This is a genomic window from Flavobacterium collinsii (assembly GCF_946903285.1).
GTDB lineage: Bacteria > Bacteroidota > Bacteroidia > Flavobacteriales > Flavobacteriaceae > Flavobacterium > Flavobacterium collinsii.
On record NZ_OX336425.1, the window covers coordinates 2,380,536 to 2,398,829 of the forward strand.

The 18,294-nt window shown below is 37.0% G+C and carries 8 protein-coding genes; 3 read left to right on the plus strand and 5 right to left on the minus strand.

Translation table 11 applies throughout. The annotated features are described in order from the left end of the window. Window positions 1–2 precede the first annotated feature (2 nt). The 5 genes from OGZ34_RS10270 to OGZ34_RS10290 form a co-directional block, all read right to left on the minus strand. A complete protein-coding gene (locus OGZ34_RS10270; protein WP_263362950.1) occupies window positions 3–3,500 on the minus strand; it encodes a hypothetical protein in 3,498 nt (1,165 codons plus the stop codon). Window positions 3,501–3,601: 101 nt separating this feature from the next. Beyond that, window positions 3,602–4,000 (minus strand): hypothetical protein, encoded by a 399-nt coding sequence (locus OGZ34_RS10275; protein WP_173964616.1) that lies wholly within the window; start codon window positions 3,998–4,000, stop codon window positions 3,602–3,604. Between the two features lie 107 nt (window positions 4,001–4,107). Next, window positions 4,108–4,491 carry a hypothetical protein gene (locus OGZ34_RS10280; protein WP_173964615.1) on the minus strand — a complete coding sequence of 128 codons (384 nt, stop codon included), beginning with the start codon at window positions 4,489–4,491 and terminating at the stop codon, window positions 4,108–4,110. Between the two features lie 181 nt (window positions 4,492–4,672). After that, on the minus strand, window positions 4,673–5,002 hold the full coding sequence (locus tag OGZ34_RS10285; protein WP_173964614.1) for a hypothetical protein: 330 nt from the start codon (window positions 5,000–5,002) through the stop codon (window positions 4,673–4,675). 1,152 nt (window positions 5,003–6,154) lie between these two features. Continuing rightward, window positions 6,155–6,913, minus strand: coding sequence for a response regulator transcription factor (locus OGZ34_RS10290; protein ID WP_263362951.1), 759 nt, complete (start codon window positions 6,911–6,913; stop codon window positions 6,155–6,157). A gap of 253 nt (window positions 6,914–7,166) precedes the next feature. Between OGZ34_RS10290 and OGZ34_RS10295 the strand changes: the two genes are divergently transcribed. The 3 genes from OGZ34_RS10295 (at window position 7,167) to OGZ34_RS10305 (ending at window position 18,150) form a co-directional block, all read left to right on the plus strand. Further along, the gene (locus OGZ34_RS10295; RefSeq protein WP_263362952.1) at window positions 7,167–7,853 is read left to right on the plus strand and encodes a hypothetical protein; all 687 of its coding nucleotides are present in this window, start codon (window positions 7,167–7,169) and stop codon (window positions 7,851–7,853) included. A 251-nt stretch (window positions 7,854–8,104) separates the two neighbouring features. Then, the gene (locus OGZ34_RS10300; protein ID WP_263362953.1) at window positions 8,105–8,638 is read left to right on the plus strand and encodes a UpxY family transcription antiterminator; all 534 of its coding nucleotides are present in this window, start codon (window positions 8,105–8,107) and stop codon (window positions 8,636–8,638) included. Between the two features lie 176 nt (window positions 8,639–8,814). Continuing rightward, window positions 8,815–18,150, plus strand: coding sequence for a non-ribosomal peptide synthetase (locus OGZ34_RS10305; protein WP_263362954.1), 9,336 nt, complete (start codon window positions 8,815–8,817; stop codon window positions 18,148–18,150). The last annotated feature ends 144 nt before the right edge of the window (window positions 18,151–18,294 follow it).

The following is an 18,294-nucleotide window of genomic DNA, read 5'->3' on the forward strand; positions in this document are numbered from 1 at the left end:
CTTTAACTTTTTACATATGATCCGTACCAGCCCAAACTCTCAGGTTTTGCATTGGCAGCTGGGTTACCAAATAGCATAAAACAAATATTTCCTCCCGGAGGAAAGGACAAACTGAATACCTCTAAAGCTATATTGTTTATCTTCATTAAATAGGCAGTAGTCTCTGTACCGGTTGCTTTTTGCAGCATGATCGAACCAATATTTAACTTCAGTACACCCTGTAAACTAAAAGAGGGGGCTTGTGGGTTAACTCCCGGTAATTTTACTCCTGCCCAAGCGCCTTTTGCTCCCACGCACCAGGCCATCATAAAGGTTGAGGTAAATCCGGCTGAACTTGCCAGCGATCCTAATGTTCCCATGTTTAGGTTAAAAACCAAAGCATACCATTGACCGCTTACACTTTGCTGCTGCTGCAACGAAGGTATAGCTACATTCAGATAACCTTGAGAAGTTGGACTATTGGTGGCATCTCCGTTTGTAATTCCGGACAATTGCAGAGGAAAATGCGAATACAAGCTGTCTTTTCTTGGAGTGCTCTGTCCCACATCAAATGACATCTGACTGATATCAAAGACAAAAGTTTTGGTAGTAGGAGTCTCCAGCTGAAAGGTCAGATCGACATACATATTAGAATAGGATAACCCTCTGAAATTATTTGTAATGCTTTCGGGTTCCGTTCCAAAGGAAAACAAATCAAAACCTTCCAAATCATTGTAATTGATAAATCCCCAGAAAGAAAATTTAGCATTAACGGTATCGCTTGTTACGTCGTTTTGAGGAACAACGGTAACAAATGATGATTTTATTATTTCGATATCCGTAATGATATTGGTATTGACTAAATTCAATACATTATCGGAAGTATTGGTAAAGGTATAGGATGGAACTCCATTGCTGTTTTCGTAAGTACCGGTAAGTATGATTAAATTAGCACGGTTTGTTGCATCAACCTTTTCCCCAAAAAGTTTATTGACTGTCAAAGCCAGATAACTGTTGTAGTTGTATATTTTACTGTTGGTAAATACAATTTTTAACTGTAATACCACAAAATCATAATCAACTGCACCGTTTATAGGAGCCGTGTTTTTATAGACAACAGGATCCGATCCCATACCTTCAAAAGTTGGATCTTCATAATCTATCAAAGCAAACATTGAACTGGTAGGCTGCATGGATACGGTGCCCTTATCATTGTTTACAATACTGATATCTACACCAAAATGATGTGCATAAAAATTATTCAGATCAATACCGGCCAGTAATCCTTGTAGTTCTTTCGGAAAGTCCTGTACGCTGATGTCAACTCCGAGAGAGATAATACCTTGCCAGTTGGGGTTTGTGGCTATGTTGTAAAAATTGAGATAGTCATTGTCGTGCTGCACCTTATATTTATCCATCCCACTTTGTATGTATTGTTCCAGCCACATACTCAGATTAGGCAATCCGTTCATGCTCGTATCGTTAAAAATATCCGGTGAGTTCCAGCCCTGAATGTTCTTTACTTTATCGGTTAATATGCCAGTACAGAATTTAAATATCAATACATTTTTATATTTGCCATTCGTTTGCTCTTTTGGAACATTCAATATAAAAGGCCATTCGGTAATTTCCATTTCATTGCTGAAATTATCCAGCACATAAGTACCATCGCTCAGTTTTTGATTGTAAGAAATCACCAAAAACAACTGATTCGACTGTAAAGCCGTTTGGAGAGTAGCACTTGGTGGTGTAAATTGTAAATTAAAAACCTTAGAAAGTGTACCGTCAGAAGTTAAAAACTGATTACTGGCCAGTTGTAAAGTATTCCATTTTCCGTCAGTCGGATCAACGTTAACATAAAATCCTTGTGGACTGGTGGAGGATATTCCACTGGCATTTTCGTTTACGCTTGCTCTGGCATTTAATAAACGGCTGACCGTTGGTGGAATTTTTTGCGAACTCATTACATTGGCGATAATGGCTTTTCGGGTCGGATTGAGTATTTGTTTTTCAAATAATGAAAAATCAACATTCTTAGACGGAGTAGCCAATGTTGCTCCATAAGGTACCAAAGGAAAAAAGATGGTTTCACTTGCAGCCGATAACACACCCGATCCGGTTGTGAGATGACTGAATAAAGGAGATTGGGAATCTTTATCAGGAGAGAACAAGGGTGAGCCCTGTGGTTGCGCATGATAAACTACCGGAGTCTCATTTTGATTGGCCAGAACAACGCCATTCCATCCGGTGATATAATTATTGGCCAGCCATTCCTGTGTGGTATTACTGCCTACTACATTTTGAGTAGCCTGAATAGGAAACTGGGGAGCAAAGGCATTTTGGTTGGTTTGATAATAAAGCCAGTCTCCGGTGCCTGTAACCACATTATTTGGATCAATAAACTGAGGTGTAAAACTGATCGTTTCTGTAGAACCCAGTCCACACATCAATTGCACTTGATTATTAACATCAATATTTTTCTGATACGAAATGTCAAGGGTTAGTATTGATGCTCCTTCAGGCGTCATATACCAAACGGCATTCGGATCGTTTGGAGTCTGTTCGCTAAATACCAGTAGCGAACTGTTTTGTGTTGGGTAATTTAAAGAAACACCGTTGTTTACAAAATTGGTATAAGGAATTAGAATTAAAGGATAGCCGAAATTAGTGAGGTAATACGACGGCAGAGCCGAAATTCGGGTTTGTTGCGTAAAAGTATTATAGGTCAGCCCCAAATAGGCAAAATAGGTATTGACACCGGCCTGGTTTAACAAATCACAAGGATAAATACTGCTTTGCATGCTGATGAAATCATTTAAACTTCCCTTTTGCATAAGAGAGTAGGTGACTCTTGTGAGAAGCCCCTCATTGGCATTGTTTTTAAAGCTGTATTGATTGCTGACATTGAAACCACTAAAATCTGAAGAAGCATTAAAGCCCAGTATAAATCGGATATGTCCTTGACCAGCTCCTGTAAGTGGTATTTCGATGTTGCCTTGAATTTGACCTGAAGAATCCAGATTGTTAGACGAGAAAGTATAATTAGTTGCTCCTTGCTGACCGGAAATAGTCATTGCATTATTGGTCGTATCCAGTGTCAGAATAACACTGTTGTAACTGATGAACAAGGTTGCATAGTTGTTTCCGAAACTGTAATTAAACCCGCTTAGAACAGAATAAACTCCATTGGCTCCTCCTGTTAAAATGAGTTGAGGTGTATTGATTTGGGTCAACGCTGTGTTAGGGTTCATAAACCAAACTACCGATGCCGACTGATACGTTTGCAATGGCCCAAGAAAGGTATATACATTGGTTACAAATGTATTGATGTCAAGGGTTGGTGCATGTAATGAAAATAGAAAATAACCATTGTAGGCGGAAAGTTCATCCAGCCCAATTGAACCACTTGCCGGTCCTGTAACACCATTTGCCAGAAGATAGGCACACCAGTTACTATCTTTTGCAGCCAGATACAACGAACTGTTGCCTGACGAAGTATTTGTGAATTGTAAGGTTGCCATAAAATCTACTGGGTAAAGTTTAACAAAAGTGTTTAATTACAAGGATTTTATAAAGTCATCTTCATTCTGAAATGTAAAATGTAATATGTAAAATTTAAATTTTATTCATAAATATACCAGCCGACGAGATCACCTTTAAAAGGAAAGCTGGTGTTGTTTGCTTTAACCGAATACGTCAGATCTGCTTTGAGGGTTGAAACTAATGGCGAGAAATTGAGATAAATACTGAGGCTTCCACTCGTGGTACTTTCACCTGATTTCAAGTCAAACTCATAAATCGGACTGGTCGGAGTTAAAGATTGTACTCCTACAAAAACAGTTGCTAAATATAGGGTACAGACAACAATTTTGCCTGTCGGATCAATCGCATACTGTATTAATAAATCACCAAAATAGCGTTCTCCGGTAGTACCGCTTTCGACTATTGGAGCCGTTATTTTTTCAAGGGGCAAAGGGATAGTATCCTGTGAAAAAGCCGTTATAGGAAATGTTGTAAGCATAGCTATAAATATCACTTTTAGCAGGATATTTATAGGGTATATTCGACTTGTATATGCTGTTTTTGACTTCATATAGAGTTAACCGCGGGATTTTACGCTGCTATTTTTTAGGACCAGGCCGCAATTTGTTTGGCAAAAATTGCTTCGTTTTCGCCATTTAGATCTGTTGCTTTTCCACGACAAATAACCTGACCGGTATCCAATCCGAACTGAGCTCTGAAACTAATAAGATCTATCTGGATTTTTTGTGAGCCAACGATAAATTTGATGTCTACAGCTTTTGACTGTACAGGTGAAAGAGTGACTGATCCTAAAGTTCCTCCTGATACGTTTGCTGGTTTTGATGAAGAAGGACTGGTTGATGCCTGAGCTCCTAAGGCAGAAGTGAAAGTAGTAACAGATACTTCCATTCCTTCTACATAAGAGACTATAGTTGTCGCTATGATGCTGTTGACTAAAATTGCATCTTGTGAATAGGGATAAATTGCCATAATTTTTAGTATAGTATAGAGGAATTTTCCTGGGTTAATTTTGTATTAAGAAGTGTAGTGCATGCCTGTAAAGATCACTTTGTAATACAATCGTTTTTGTTGGTGATTTGGGTTTTATAGGGGGGCAGTTTTTGGCTTCATAAGTATGATTTACCCAGGAAATTACCCTGATGTTTTTTACTTAAGACCAAGCAGCAATTTGTTTAGCAAAAGCAGTTTCGTTGTTACCGTCCTGATCTGTTGCACGTCCGCTTGCTGTAACCTGTCCGCTGTCAAGTCCGAATTGCGCTCTAAAACTGATAAGATCGATTTGCAGTTTTTGTGATCCAGCTTTAAATTCTACATTCGTAGCTGTTGGCTGTACAGGTGAAAGGGTGATTGAGCCTAAATTTCCTGCCGGAGAACTAAAAGTAGTAACGGATACTTGCATTCCTGATACAATAGAAACTACAGTTTTTGCATTGATGCTGTTTACTAATAATGCATCTTGTGAATAAGGATAAGTTGCCATAATTTATTTGTTTGTTGGTTTTCCTACTCGTAAGGCTTTTCGGAATACGCCTCGTTTTTTTTGTAAGTGGGTTCTGACTCCACTTTTTTAATGGTATACAATATTAGGAAAATTATAATTTTACAGAACACGTATAAATACTTGTTTTTAAGTTGTTTATGATTTTTTAACAAGAGAATGCTTTATTGTTTAAATAGCCTGTAATTTCTGTAGGATCTAATGAAAAAGACTGCACAATCTGCGTGAAAAAACATTTTACCACATGGAGACACGGGGTTTAGTGAAGAGTGAAGAGTGAAGAGTGAAGAGTGAAGAGTGAAGAGTGAAGAGTGAAGAGTGAAGAGTGAATAGTGAATAGTGAAGAGTGAATAGTGAAGAGTGAAGAGTGAAGAGTGAAGAGTGAAGAGTGAATAGTGAATAGTGAAGAGTGAAGAGTGAAGAGTAAAGAGTGAAGAGTGAAGAGTGAAGAGTAAAGAGTGAAGAGTGAAGAGTGAAGAGTGAAGAGTGAAGAGTGAAGAGTGAATAGTGAAGAGTGAAGAGTGAAGAGTGAAGAGTGAAGAGTAAAGAGTAAAGAGTAAAGAGTAAAGAGTAAAGAGTAAAGAGTAAAGAGTAAAGAGTAAAGAGTAAAGAGTAAAGAGTAAAGAGTAAAGAGTAAAGAGTGTCTAATAGAGGCATATTTCTCTCGCATAGTAATCTGCGTTTTATTTGAAGTGAAACGTTTTTTATTGCGTTAGAGAGGCTATGTTTCTATGTGTTTAAATAAACTCCCCTGAATAAGTCTATTGCAAGATTATTAGATTGTAAGGCAGAAGATAATTAGATTAAAAAATCTGCTTAAATCTGCAGAATCTGCGTGAAAAAATATTTAAACACATAGAAACATAGATTTTTTTTAAGTGCGAAGAAGAGTTTATAAAAGAAACTCATTTCTCTCACATAGTGGTATGTGTTTTATTTGAAGTGAAACGTCTTTTATTGCGTTAGAGAGGCTATGTTTTTATGTGTTTAAATAAACTCCCCTGAATAAGTCCATTGCAAGATTATTAAATTGTAAGGCAGAAGATAATTAGATTAAAAAATCTGTAGAATCTGCGTGAAAGAATATTTAAACACATAGAACAACTTATTCTTCTATGTGTTAAAGAATGTGATTTAAATCAGTTTATTACTGGTTGCATAAGCTATTGCCTCTGCAATATTGCCAACACCTAGTTTGGTGAACAACTTCCTCTTGTGAAATTTGATAGTATCAGCCGAGACAAACATACTTTCGGCCATATTGGCAATGGTAAAACCTCTAATCGAATATTGCAAAACCTCCTTTTCGCGGCTGGTGAGTTCTATTTTTTTCATCATCTTCCAAAAACCTCCTTCCAGATCATAGTTATAGATCTTATTCTCCCCTTTTTTATAAATCTTAATATTCCCGGACTGGAGTTCGGAAGAAAGAGAGATAATACAAATAGACTTCCATATTTTACCATCATTGGTTAAAAAAACCGGAGTCAGCTTTTGATTCACCAGAAATGTCTTTCCACTGGGATTTTTTAACCTAAAGTCATACGAAATTGTATGATGTATGCGCTCCTCTACAGGAATATTTTGATAAAAATCAAATCCTATAGTGTTGATTTTTAGTAATAAATCTAGATCTTCTTTCACCACGTATTTAAAGTAAAAGGCATAACCTAATTCCTGAACTTCTGCCGGCGTATGATCGCATAAGAACAATGGATTTTCGGACACATACTCAAAACCTTTTTTTTCGTAGTCAATAATATAAATACTGCTGTAAGTAGTTCTGGCAAACGCCCTGACCAGTTCTAAATAATCTCCAAGTCTGCCTTTTTCGTCTTCAGAGATCTTCTGAACGGTGTTGTTTGAGGAAAAAAAGTCGTTTTCAATTACCATATTTTAGTATTTTTTTAACAGGATGTGAATATAGGAAAAATTGAACAGACGCTGTTAAAATATTTTCATTTCTATACGAATTTAACTTCATTTCGATAAGAATGTTAATTCGGTTTTTGACACTTTTTTGGTTAGCATGTTGTCGTTTCAAAAACTACACTTAAAGGTAGTTTTTGTTTAAAATACTGTAAACTAGTATTTTGTGTAATATGAAGCGTAACTTGTGGTGATAGTTTTGGAGAAAACAAATACTATGAAACTCGCCAAAAACCACCACACAGAAATTAGTCAAAATGACATCCTTTTAATGTCAAAATTTGTAGTCACAGAAAACTTCAATCACCATTCCAATGAAATTCTTCCTGGTCATTATCAAAATGATATTGATGCCGTTTATAAGGAAGAGATGGGATTCTTAGAGAACTCAAAAATCTTCGCTTTCAAAAATGATCTTGGAGATCTTATGGGAACTATTAGAGTATTAAAATGGGATTTCATCACACCGCTTCCAATTCAGAAAATGTTTGGCATCAATCCTTTTATTTGTGCTGAAGGAAATGCAATAAATGAAATATGGCATATTGGACGTTTTGCCATCAAAAAAGGCGTTCGTGATGTGAACCTGCTAAAAAAACTATTGGTTTGTGCCATTGCTCCGGTTTGCCAACACAAAGACAATATGGCTTTTGCCGAGATAGATGCCAAACTGCTTCGTGTATTGACTCTAATGGGTATTAAAGCAAAGGTTGTTGGAAAATCAATCGAATATCTGGGTTCTGAAACTATACCGGTATCGATGTCTTATGCCGGACTGATCGATTTCTACAACGAGAACAAAGATTTAGTTACACCGGAAGATTTTGAGCTTTCGACTCCAAACTCCAAACTACCCAATAAGGTAGTATTTGATGCTAACAAGTTGAACTACACTTTGGTGTAGTAGAATTTGAAAACCTGTATTGTAAATTTACTTCAGTAAAAATAAGTAGTTGAATCCTCAACATTCCGATTTTTACAACACTCTCAAAACACAATATAATTTGCCTAGAGAGTTTCAACAAAAACATTATTACCAAAGTTACTTTAAAGTAAAAAGGTAAAGCTATTAAACCAAAAAACGTATCTCTAAAAAAAATAACCATGTGACTGGTAATAGCGCAGCTATGTCCGGTGACGAAAAAACCAAATAGTATGGATCAAAAACAAGGTTGGCATGTTCTTTACGTAAGGTACAGACATGAGAGTAAAGTCTATAAAGAGTTAATAGAAAGAAATATTGAAGCTTTTTTGCCAATGGCCACCAGTATTAGAAAATGGAGTGACAGAATCAAGAAAATAGAGATTCCATTATTTCCCAGTTATGTCTTTGTCAAGATCAAATCCAATAAAGACTTTCATGATGCCTTAAATGTAGAGAGTGGCTGTTCTTATTTGTCTTTTGGCAGAGAATATGGAAAAGTTTCCGAAGAAGAAATCGATCATATCAGGCTTTTTACCCAGGTAAAAGACATCACAGATGTTCAGATTGAACCGGCACTACCCAAAATAGGAGATAAACTTAAAATCGAGCATGGAGAATTATCCGGACTTGAATGTGAAGTTTTCAGAGTCGACAATCAGCATAGAATCAGTGTAAGACTAAGTTCTTTGCGTCAGAATATCTCAGCCATCATTCCTTTGTCATATCTATCCAATCCAACAGAAAACGTCTTTGCTAAGGCGTAGTTTTTAGACTCCTAATTTCTTCTTTCTCAGAGAAAAATACCATATAAATCTTAATACAACATCAATTCCACCTGTGTTAAATCATGGGTGCGGTTGTTTCTACCTATACTAAAAATCAAAAAAGGTACGATAACGTTACGTTTTCGCTATTTATTTAAATTATAAAAAGCATACTTATGAAAAATAATGTCACAAATGTGCAGAAATATATCTGGCTTGATCAGATACTTGACAATGAGTCACCAAAATACAACATCGGCGGTTATGCCTTTATTAACGGAAGTATTGATGCGGAGCGTTTTAAAATAGCATTCAATATTCTGATTAAAGAGAACGATATTTTTTCCTTTGTTTTTGAAGAAAAGAGTGGTTTTCCTGTATATACCATTCAGGAAGCAGACAGTAATTTGGCATTAACCTGTATCGAAGAGTCAGAAGAATCAAAAGCGATTCAGATGATAGAGAAAGACTTTATACTTCCTTTTGATATCGAGAAGGACAGACAGCTTTACAAAATGTGGCTTATTAAAGTAGCTCCGGAATCGTATATCTGGTATTCTAAACTTCATCACATTATCTCTGACGGTTTTTCGTTTCAGTTATTGTTCAATAAAGTAAAACGAATTTATGAGCAATTGGGTACCACTGTTATATATGATGATTTATGTATCGGAAAAAACAAATTGTCTTACGAATCTTTTATAGCATTAGACAATGCATATAGAGCTTCTGAAGATTTTTCTAATGATAAAAACTTTTGGTTGGGACGTTATGAAGAGTTGCCTTCTTTGATCTATACCGGTACAAATAGATCAGCAGGTCACTGTAATATAGAAATAGCCCTTACGGAGGAAGAAAACGAAGCTTTATGGACGTTTGTAAAAACAGAAAGACTGAGTATTTTTCATTTATTGATAGGTTGTTTCTCTATTGTATTGTCAAAATATTATAATAGAGAAGAAGTTAATTTAGGGATGCCTATTTTGAACCGAAAAAATGCTGCTGAAAAAAATACTTTCGGACCGTTTTTGAGCATGTTACCGTTAAAGTTGACGTTAGAGACAACATCATCTGTAAGAGATTTCATAAAAGAAATTAGGAGCACTCTTTTTATGTGTTACAGACATCAGCGTTTTCAGCAGGCCGATATATTGCGTAATCTGCCACAGGAAACCTCAAAGCTGTATGATGTGAGATTGTCGTACGAGCGCATGCAGTACGAATCTGAATTTTCAGGAAGTAAAGCTACTATACATCCACTGTCTAATGATAGTGAAGAAGATCCTATTTCTATACATGTTTTTGAGGATGTAGAGGGGCAGCTTAGTTTTAGATTTGATATCAACGAAAAATATGTTTCAAAATTTGAAGCCAATCAGTTGATTACCTCTTTCAGAAAAGTATTAACAGAGTTAAAAGAGACCAGCAATACGCCTATAGCCGAGATTCAAATTTCGAGTAAAGAACAGTTAGAAGAAGTACAGGCAATTTCAAAAGGGCCTGTTGTAAATAGGCCTGACGAGACTTTTTTAGATCTTTGGAATGCGTCTGTAGTTAGCCATACTTCAAAAACAGCAGTTTCTTGTCAAACAAACATTCTGACTTATGAAACGCTTGAGGCACATGCCAACACAGTAGCTTCTTATCTACAGTTTAATGGCGTTAAAAAAGGAGATAAAGTAGGTGTAATGCTTTCGAGATCAGAAAAAAGCATTATCGGAATTCTTGCTATCATGAAAGCGGGAGCTGTTTATGTGCCTATTGATAATGCGTATCCGGAGGAAAGAAAACGCTACATTATAAAAGATGCCGGCTTAGATTTTATTGTGACAGATTCGTTTTCGAATTCTGTTTTAGAAGGCATCGAATATAATATAGACCATATATTGGAAGAGGATTCGGCATCAGAAAATTATATTTCTGTTGATTTGAAACCTGAAGATAAAGCTTATATTATTTATACTTCCGGTTCAACGGGAGATGCTAAAGGTGTGGTTATTAATCACCGTTCTTTATATGATTATGTCCTGACATTTGGTGTTTATTTCGGTCTTACTGAAAAAGATATTGTATTGCAGCAGGCTTCCACTGCTTTTGATACTTCAGTAGAGGAAATTTTCCCGATTCTGTCTGTAGGAGGTAATTTAGTAATTGCTCATGAGACTAAGGATTTTAATGAATTGCTTAAAGACTGTGAACGTTTTGGCGTTACTTTATTAAGTACCAATCCTTTTGTTTTGCAATATCTTAATGACAGTCACAAAAGTTATAACTTAAACATAAAAACACTTATAAGTGGAGGAGATACATTAAAACCACATCAGGTAGATCAGCTGATTGGTATTTATGATATTTATAATACTTACGGACCAACAGAAAGTACAGTATGTGCGACATATTATAAAGTTGGAAAAACTGATACTCAATTTCCTATTGGAAAACCGATTACAAACAGAGGAGTATATCTGTTGGACGGAACAAAAATATTACCAAAAGGCGCCATTGGAGAAATCGGACTTTCAGGTGTAGGTTTGGCAGTTTCTTATCTGAATAAAAAAGAACTTACAAAGAATGCCTTTATTAATATAAATGGAGAACGTATTTATAAAACGGGAGATTTAGGAAAGTGGGGTATCGACAATAACTTAATTTTTTATGGCCGAAAAGACAGTCAGTTAAGTTATAAAGGATACCGTATTGAAGTAGGAGAAATAGAATTGGCCATACAAAAAGTAAATGCATACATCGTAGACAGTTATGTGTGTATTAACGAAGTTGGCGGGATGCCTATTTTGATTGCTTACCTGGTAGCAAACGAATCTTTTATTAATATATCTTCTTTAGTTATAGATTTAAAAAAGCATTTACCGGAATTTATGATTCCTACACATTTTGTAATTATAGATGCTATTCCTTTAATTCCTAACGGGAAAATCGATATTAAGAGTTTGCCAGAACCTAAAACGGTCAATATTACCGAAGCAGTTCAGTTACCAACAACACAGGAAGAAAAAGAGATTGCTGCTATCTGGCAGGAATTATTGCGACTGGATCAGGTAGATGTTACTGTTAGTTTTTTCGAATTAGGAGGACATTCTTTATTGGCCAATCAGTTTATTAGTAGTTTACGTGATCAAAAAGGGATTGAATTGTCGTTAAGAGATTTTTACAAATCTCCAACCATCAAAGAAATAAGTGAGCTGGTTCCTACTTTAAACAAGAAAGAAACCCAAAATATTAAAGCTCCCGAGCAGGAATTGTACCCGTTGTCTTTTTCACAAGACAGACTGTGGTTCTTAAATCAGCTGGATAATACTGATACTTCTTATCACGTATCCAGAGCGATGAAACTAAATGGTTTTGTTGAGGTCGAGGCGCTTGAAGAAACGTTTGCAAAACTTATAGAAAAACATGAGATTTTAAGAACCGTTTTTGTAAACCAGGAGGGGAAACCTTGCCAAAAAATACTTCCTCCATTTTTTTATTCCATTCCTGTTATCGATTATACCAGTATAAAAAATAAGGAAAATAAAGATAAAGTAATTGCTGATTGTCTGGAAAGAGTAGAGAGCCGTGCTTTTGATATAGAAGAAGGGCCACTTTTTAGAATCGAATTATTGAAGTTTTCAGAACAGGAAAGTGTAGTACTATTTTCTGAGCATCATTTAATTTTAGACGGATGGACTCAGGGCATTTTATTCAGAGATTTTGTTGATATTTATAATGAGTTAAAAAGAAATCCGGATTTTGAGGTAGAGCAACCGGAAGTTACCTTTAAAGACTATGCTTATTGGGAAAAAAATAGCCTAAACGAGAGCGTTATTAACGAGAAATTAGACTTTTGGGAAAACAAATTTGAAGGTTTCTCCAACGAACAGTTAGTGCCTTTAGATTTTGAAAGAAATGAAACCACTGTAAAAAAAGGCGGCACTATAGAACATGTTTTTTCATTAGACTTTTCAGAAAAATTACGTCAGTTTTCAGAAAAACAAGATGTGTCATTGTTTATCACCATGCTCACAGCTTTTAAAATAGTGTTGCATAAATTTAGCAATCAAACCGACATTTCGGTAGGGACGGCTGTTGCGAACAGACGTTATAAAGAATTTCAGGAAGTTCTGGGTATGATTGTCAATACAATCGCATTGCGCACCAATTTTAGTAACGATGATTCCTTAATGACTGTATTAAACGAGGTGAAAGAAACTTGCCTGGATGCCTATGCCTATGATGATACCCCTTTTGGGAAAGTAGTAGAAAGAATAAATCCGAAAAGAAGTTTACACTTACATCCCTTATTTCAATACATGTTTAGTTTTGTGAATGTTCCGATACAAAGCATGTCTTTGTTGGATGCAGACATAGAGATTTTAAAAGGACACAATAAGGCATCCCGATTTGATATTAGTGTTGTAATAAATACCGTATACGAGCAAATCGATTCTTTAACAGATAATCAACCCGACCGAAGAATTTCAGTAGAATGGGATTATAATGCAGCCATCTTTAAATACGCGACAATGAAACGCGTTTTAAAAGCGTATCTAAAAGTTTTGGATGCTCTTGTCGAAAATCCCGCTCAATCTTTAGCCACATTAGAATATATTTCCTCATCAGAGAAAGCGATTCTTTTACAGGATTTCAATACTTCAAAAGCAGAATTATCTTTAGACACCACAGCAGTTGCGTTGTTTGAGGAGCAAGTTGCTAAAACTCCTGATGCAGTAGCACTGATATTCGAGGACAGATCCTTGACTTACAAAGAACTGGATGGAGTATCCAATGAGTTGGCACATTACTTATTAAACAATTTTGAGATCAATGCAGAGGACTTAATCACTGTAAAACTGGATCGTAGTGAGTGGATTTACATCTCCTTACTGGCTGTTTTAAAAACCGGCGCAGCGTATCTTCCAATTGACCCGACCTATCCGGAGCAAAGAATTGCGTACATCGAACAGGACAGTCAGAGTAAAGTTATAATTGACGAACGTTTGTTAGCAGACTTTAGATCTCGTCAGGAGAATTATCCAACAACATCACCTGAAATTGCTCTGGATCCAAATCAGCTGATGTATGTAATTTACACCTCAGGCTCCACAGGACAACCTAAGGGAGTTATGATCGAACATAAAAGTTTGGTCAATTACATTACGAACCAGACAGAAGAATTTGGATTGGATCATTCAGATCGTGTACTGCAATTCTCAAACAACGCCTTTGATGCGTCTATGGAACAAATCTTTTTAGCCTTGTTCAATGGAGCTTCACTGATAGGGGTATCCAAAGAGCGTATCATTGATCCGGCAGATTTTATCAATGTATTACAGGAATATTCTGTAACACACCTTCATGCCACCCCTGGTTATTTGTCTCATCTGGAGAACCTATCTTCCTGTAAAACGCTAAAAAGAATCGTTGCCGCAGGAGAAATCTGTCCTAAAAACTTAGCAGAGAAAATGGTTAAAATTGCTACTTTCTACAACAAGTACGGACCTACCGAAGCCACTATTAGTGCTACTATGTGCAGAGTCGACACAAGTCATTTAGAAAGTAATCTCATTCCCATCGGCAAACCTTTAAAAGGCAGTGAAGTTTATATCTTGTCCGATGATCAGGCCTTAAAACCTATCGGAGTCTTCGGAGAAATATGTATCTCAGGAGATAGTCTCTCCCGAGGATACCTCAACCAGGAAGAATTAACAGCAGAGAAATTTATTCCAAATCCTTTTATCAAAGGAGCTAAACTATACAAAACAGGCGATTTAGGCCGATGGCTAGCCGATGGCAACATCGAATTTTCAGGCCGTAAAGATCATCAGGTGAAAGTAAGAGGACACCGTATTGAACTGGGAGAAATCGAACACGCCCTTTTAGCGCAAGAAAACATCAATCAGTGCGTAGTAACCGTGCAGGAGATAGAAACAGAAGCCGTAATTGTTGCCTATCTGGTTGGCGAGAAACCAGTAGACAAACAGGAACTCCGCGCCAAACTGAGCCATCACTTGCCGGATTATATGTTGCCTTCTTATTACGTACAATTAGAATCTATTCCTTTAACCTCACATGGCAAAGTCGATATAAAAGCCTTGTCGCCAGTGGGTGCAGGTGACATTGTGCTGCAGAAATACATAGCTCCGACAACAGCCTTAGAAAAAGAACTAGTAGCCATCTGGGAAGAAATATTGGGCATAAAAAACATTGGCATCACAGACAATTTCTTCGAATTGGGTGGTCACAGCTTAAAAGTCATCTTAGTAGCCAATAAAATTAACCGTCAGCTGGGCTATCAAATAAGCGTAAAAGACGTGTTTTTGAATCCTACCATCACAGGAATAATTTCCAAACTGGAAGCGGGAGCTTTTACCGCCATACCCAAAGCAGAAGAGCAGGAAGACTATGTTCTAACCTCATCTCAGCATCGTTTATGGATACTGAGTCAGTTTGAAGGCGGGAACCAGGCCTACAACATTCCGGGTTCGTTTGAACTCGAAGGTTCTTTAAACCTGGAACATTTGACAGAAGCCTTTAAAACCGTTATTACCCGACATGAAATCTTACGAACTTCTTTCAAACGAAATGAGGAAGGAGAAGTGCGTCAATTCATTAGCGATCCTTCGGACATAGACTTTAAAATTGATTATGCCGATTTCACAACAGTGGAAAATCAGCAGGCGACAGTAGAAAAAAGAGTAGAAGAGTGCTATAAACACCAATTTGATTTGGGCAAAGCACCTTTGGTCAATTTACATCTGCTTAAATTAGAAGAGAACAGACATTTGTTGCTTTTTAACATGCATCATATCATCAGCGATGGCTGGTCTATGGGAATTTTAAGTAATGAGCTTTTAACACTTTACCATCATCTGGTTCAGGGTATAAACAGCAATTTACCCGAACTGACCATACAATATAAAGACTATGCATCCTGGATGAGAAGCGAAAAACAGCTTTCGAAACTAAAAGAATCAGAAGCCTACTGGCTTAACATATTTAGCGAAGACCTGCCGATACTGGAACTTCCAACTCCTAAAATGAGGCCAAAAGTGAAGACCTATGCAGGAGATTCCATAACCCATAGCTTCACCAAAGAAACAAGTAACAATTTACAATCCTTTTCAGAACAGCACCAGGCCAGCCTTTTTATGGTCTTAATGGCGGGAATAAACGGATTACTTTCCAGATATTCCAACACCAGAGACCTTATTTTAGGAACTCCCGTAGCAGGAAGAGAACACAGTGATTTAGAAAACCAAATCGGACTTTATCTCAACACACTGGCCATTCGAACCACATTTGAAGAAACAGCCAGTTTTGAAACCCTGCTGGAAACACAAAAAGACACTTTATTAAATGCTTATTCGCATCAGGAATATCCATTGGATAATCTGGTAGAAGAACTAGGTCTGGGAAGAGATACCAGCCGATCGGCACTTTTTGATGTACTGGTTGTATTGCAAAACCAACAAGATCTGTTTGCATCAGATCAGCAAATAGAGGGATTAACCCTAACACCCTACAAAGGCTATCAAAGAAAAGTAAGTCAGTTTGATTTAAGCTTCATTTTTTCAGAGAAAGAAGGACAATTGATTTTACACATCGAATACAACACCGATATTTATGAGGCAGAATTTGTAGCACGCTTAGCCGAGCATTTGGAAACCTTTTTAACAGAAGCGATTCAAAATCCAAGTCAAAAAGTAGACAGTCTGAACTATCTGGGTACTGCCGAAAAAACGCAATTGCTGTATGATTTTAACGATACTACAGTGGAGTATCCCAACACCACGATGGTCGATCTGTTTGTAAATCAGGCAAGAAAAACCCCGGAACAAATTGCTTTGGTAACCGACGATAAAACTTTTACTTACCAAGAACTCGATGAATTGTCGAACGAACTCTCGCATTATTTGTTGAGTAATTACAATCTGAGAATAGAAGATCTGGTAGGCGTAAAATTAGGCCGCACAGAATGGCTTCCTATTGCTTTACTAGCGGTTTTAAAATCGGGCTGTGCTTATGTTCCAATCGATCCGAACTATCCGGCGCAGCGTATTGCCTACATTGAGCAAGATAGTAAATGTAAAGTGACCATAGACGAGGCTTTTATAAAAGCATTTAACCAATCGGAATCCATTTCAAAAGCACTTCCGCAGATTACTTTTAGCCCTGATAACCTAGCGTATATCATTTACACCTCAGGCTCAACGGGCAAACCAAAAGGAGTAATGATCACCCATCAGAATGCTTCAAAAATGCTGCACTGGTCACAGAGAGAATTTAGTGATACCAACTTTGAGATCCTCTATGCAGTAACATCACATTGTTTTGATTTATCGGTTTATGAGTTTTTCTATCCGCTTAGTATTGGAAAGAAAATACGTTTATTAACCAACGGATTAGCCATTGGAGATTATATTCAAAACGATCAAAACGTACTGATCAACACCGTTCCTTCTGTGGTTCACACGCTTATCGAAAAAGGGACTTCCTTTGAAAATGCGGTTGGAATTAACCTTGCAGGGGAAGCTTTTCCGGTGAGTATCGCCAATCATTTCAAAGATTCAGGGATTGCTCTGAGAAACCTATACGGTCCTTCAGAAGATACTACTTATAGCAGTTATTACAGAGTTGAAGGTTCTTATGACAGTTCGGTTCCTGTTGGAAAAGCGATAGACAACACTCAGTTTTACATTCTCTCAGATGCTTTGGCCTTACAGCCAGTGGGAGTTATTGGAGAAATCTGTATTTCTGGTGATGGACTGTCCAGAGGCTATTTGTACCAGCCGGAACTAACGGCAGAAAAGTTTATTGAAAACCCTTTCAAAGAAGGCACTAAACTATACAAAACCGGAGATTTGGGTAAATGGTTATCCGATGGTACCGTTGTATGCATCGGTAGAAAAGACAGTCAGGTCAAAATCAGAGGTTATCGCATTGAACTTGGTGAGATCGAGCAGGTATTACAAGCTCAGGAAGGCATCGACCAGTGTGTCGTAGTCACTGCAACAGTTCAGGGTGATCCTGTAATTGTGAGTTATCTGGTGAGCACTTCGGCGGTAGACAAACAACAGCTTCGATTGGCTCTGGGACGTGAACTCCCTGATTATATGGTACCGAGTTACTTTGTATTTTTAAACCAATTGCCACTTACTCCTAACGGAAAAATCGATAAAAATGCCTTACCGGCGGTGAGTTCAGCTGATGTTATTCAACTCGAATATATAGCTCCAACTGATGAAATAGAAGAAAAGTTGGTTGCCATTTGGGAGGATATACTGGGACTGGAAAAGATTGGTGTTACCGATAACTTCTTCGAATTAGGAGGAAACAGTTTAAAAGCCACTGTTTTAATCAACAGAATCAACAGGACTTTCGATACCAGATTTTCGATTCAGGATTTATATAAAACCCAGGATATTATTGGAGTTTCAAAAAAATTAAAATTTATAGTTTTTCAAAATCAATTAGCGGTAGAAACAGCTGATGATCTGGATGAGATATTGATCTAAAATTTAATCGCGAGTTTCGTTTTAGATCTAAACATGGCTATACTTTATAGCCATGTTTTTTTTGTACTATAGATACATTCAGCCCTTTGTGGAGGCTATTTTGTTGTTAATCACTGAGCGTATAGTATGTGAATTCTCAAAATC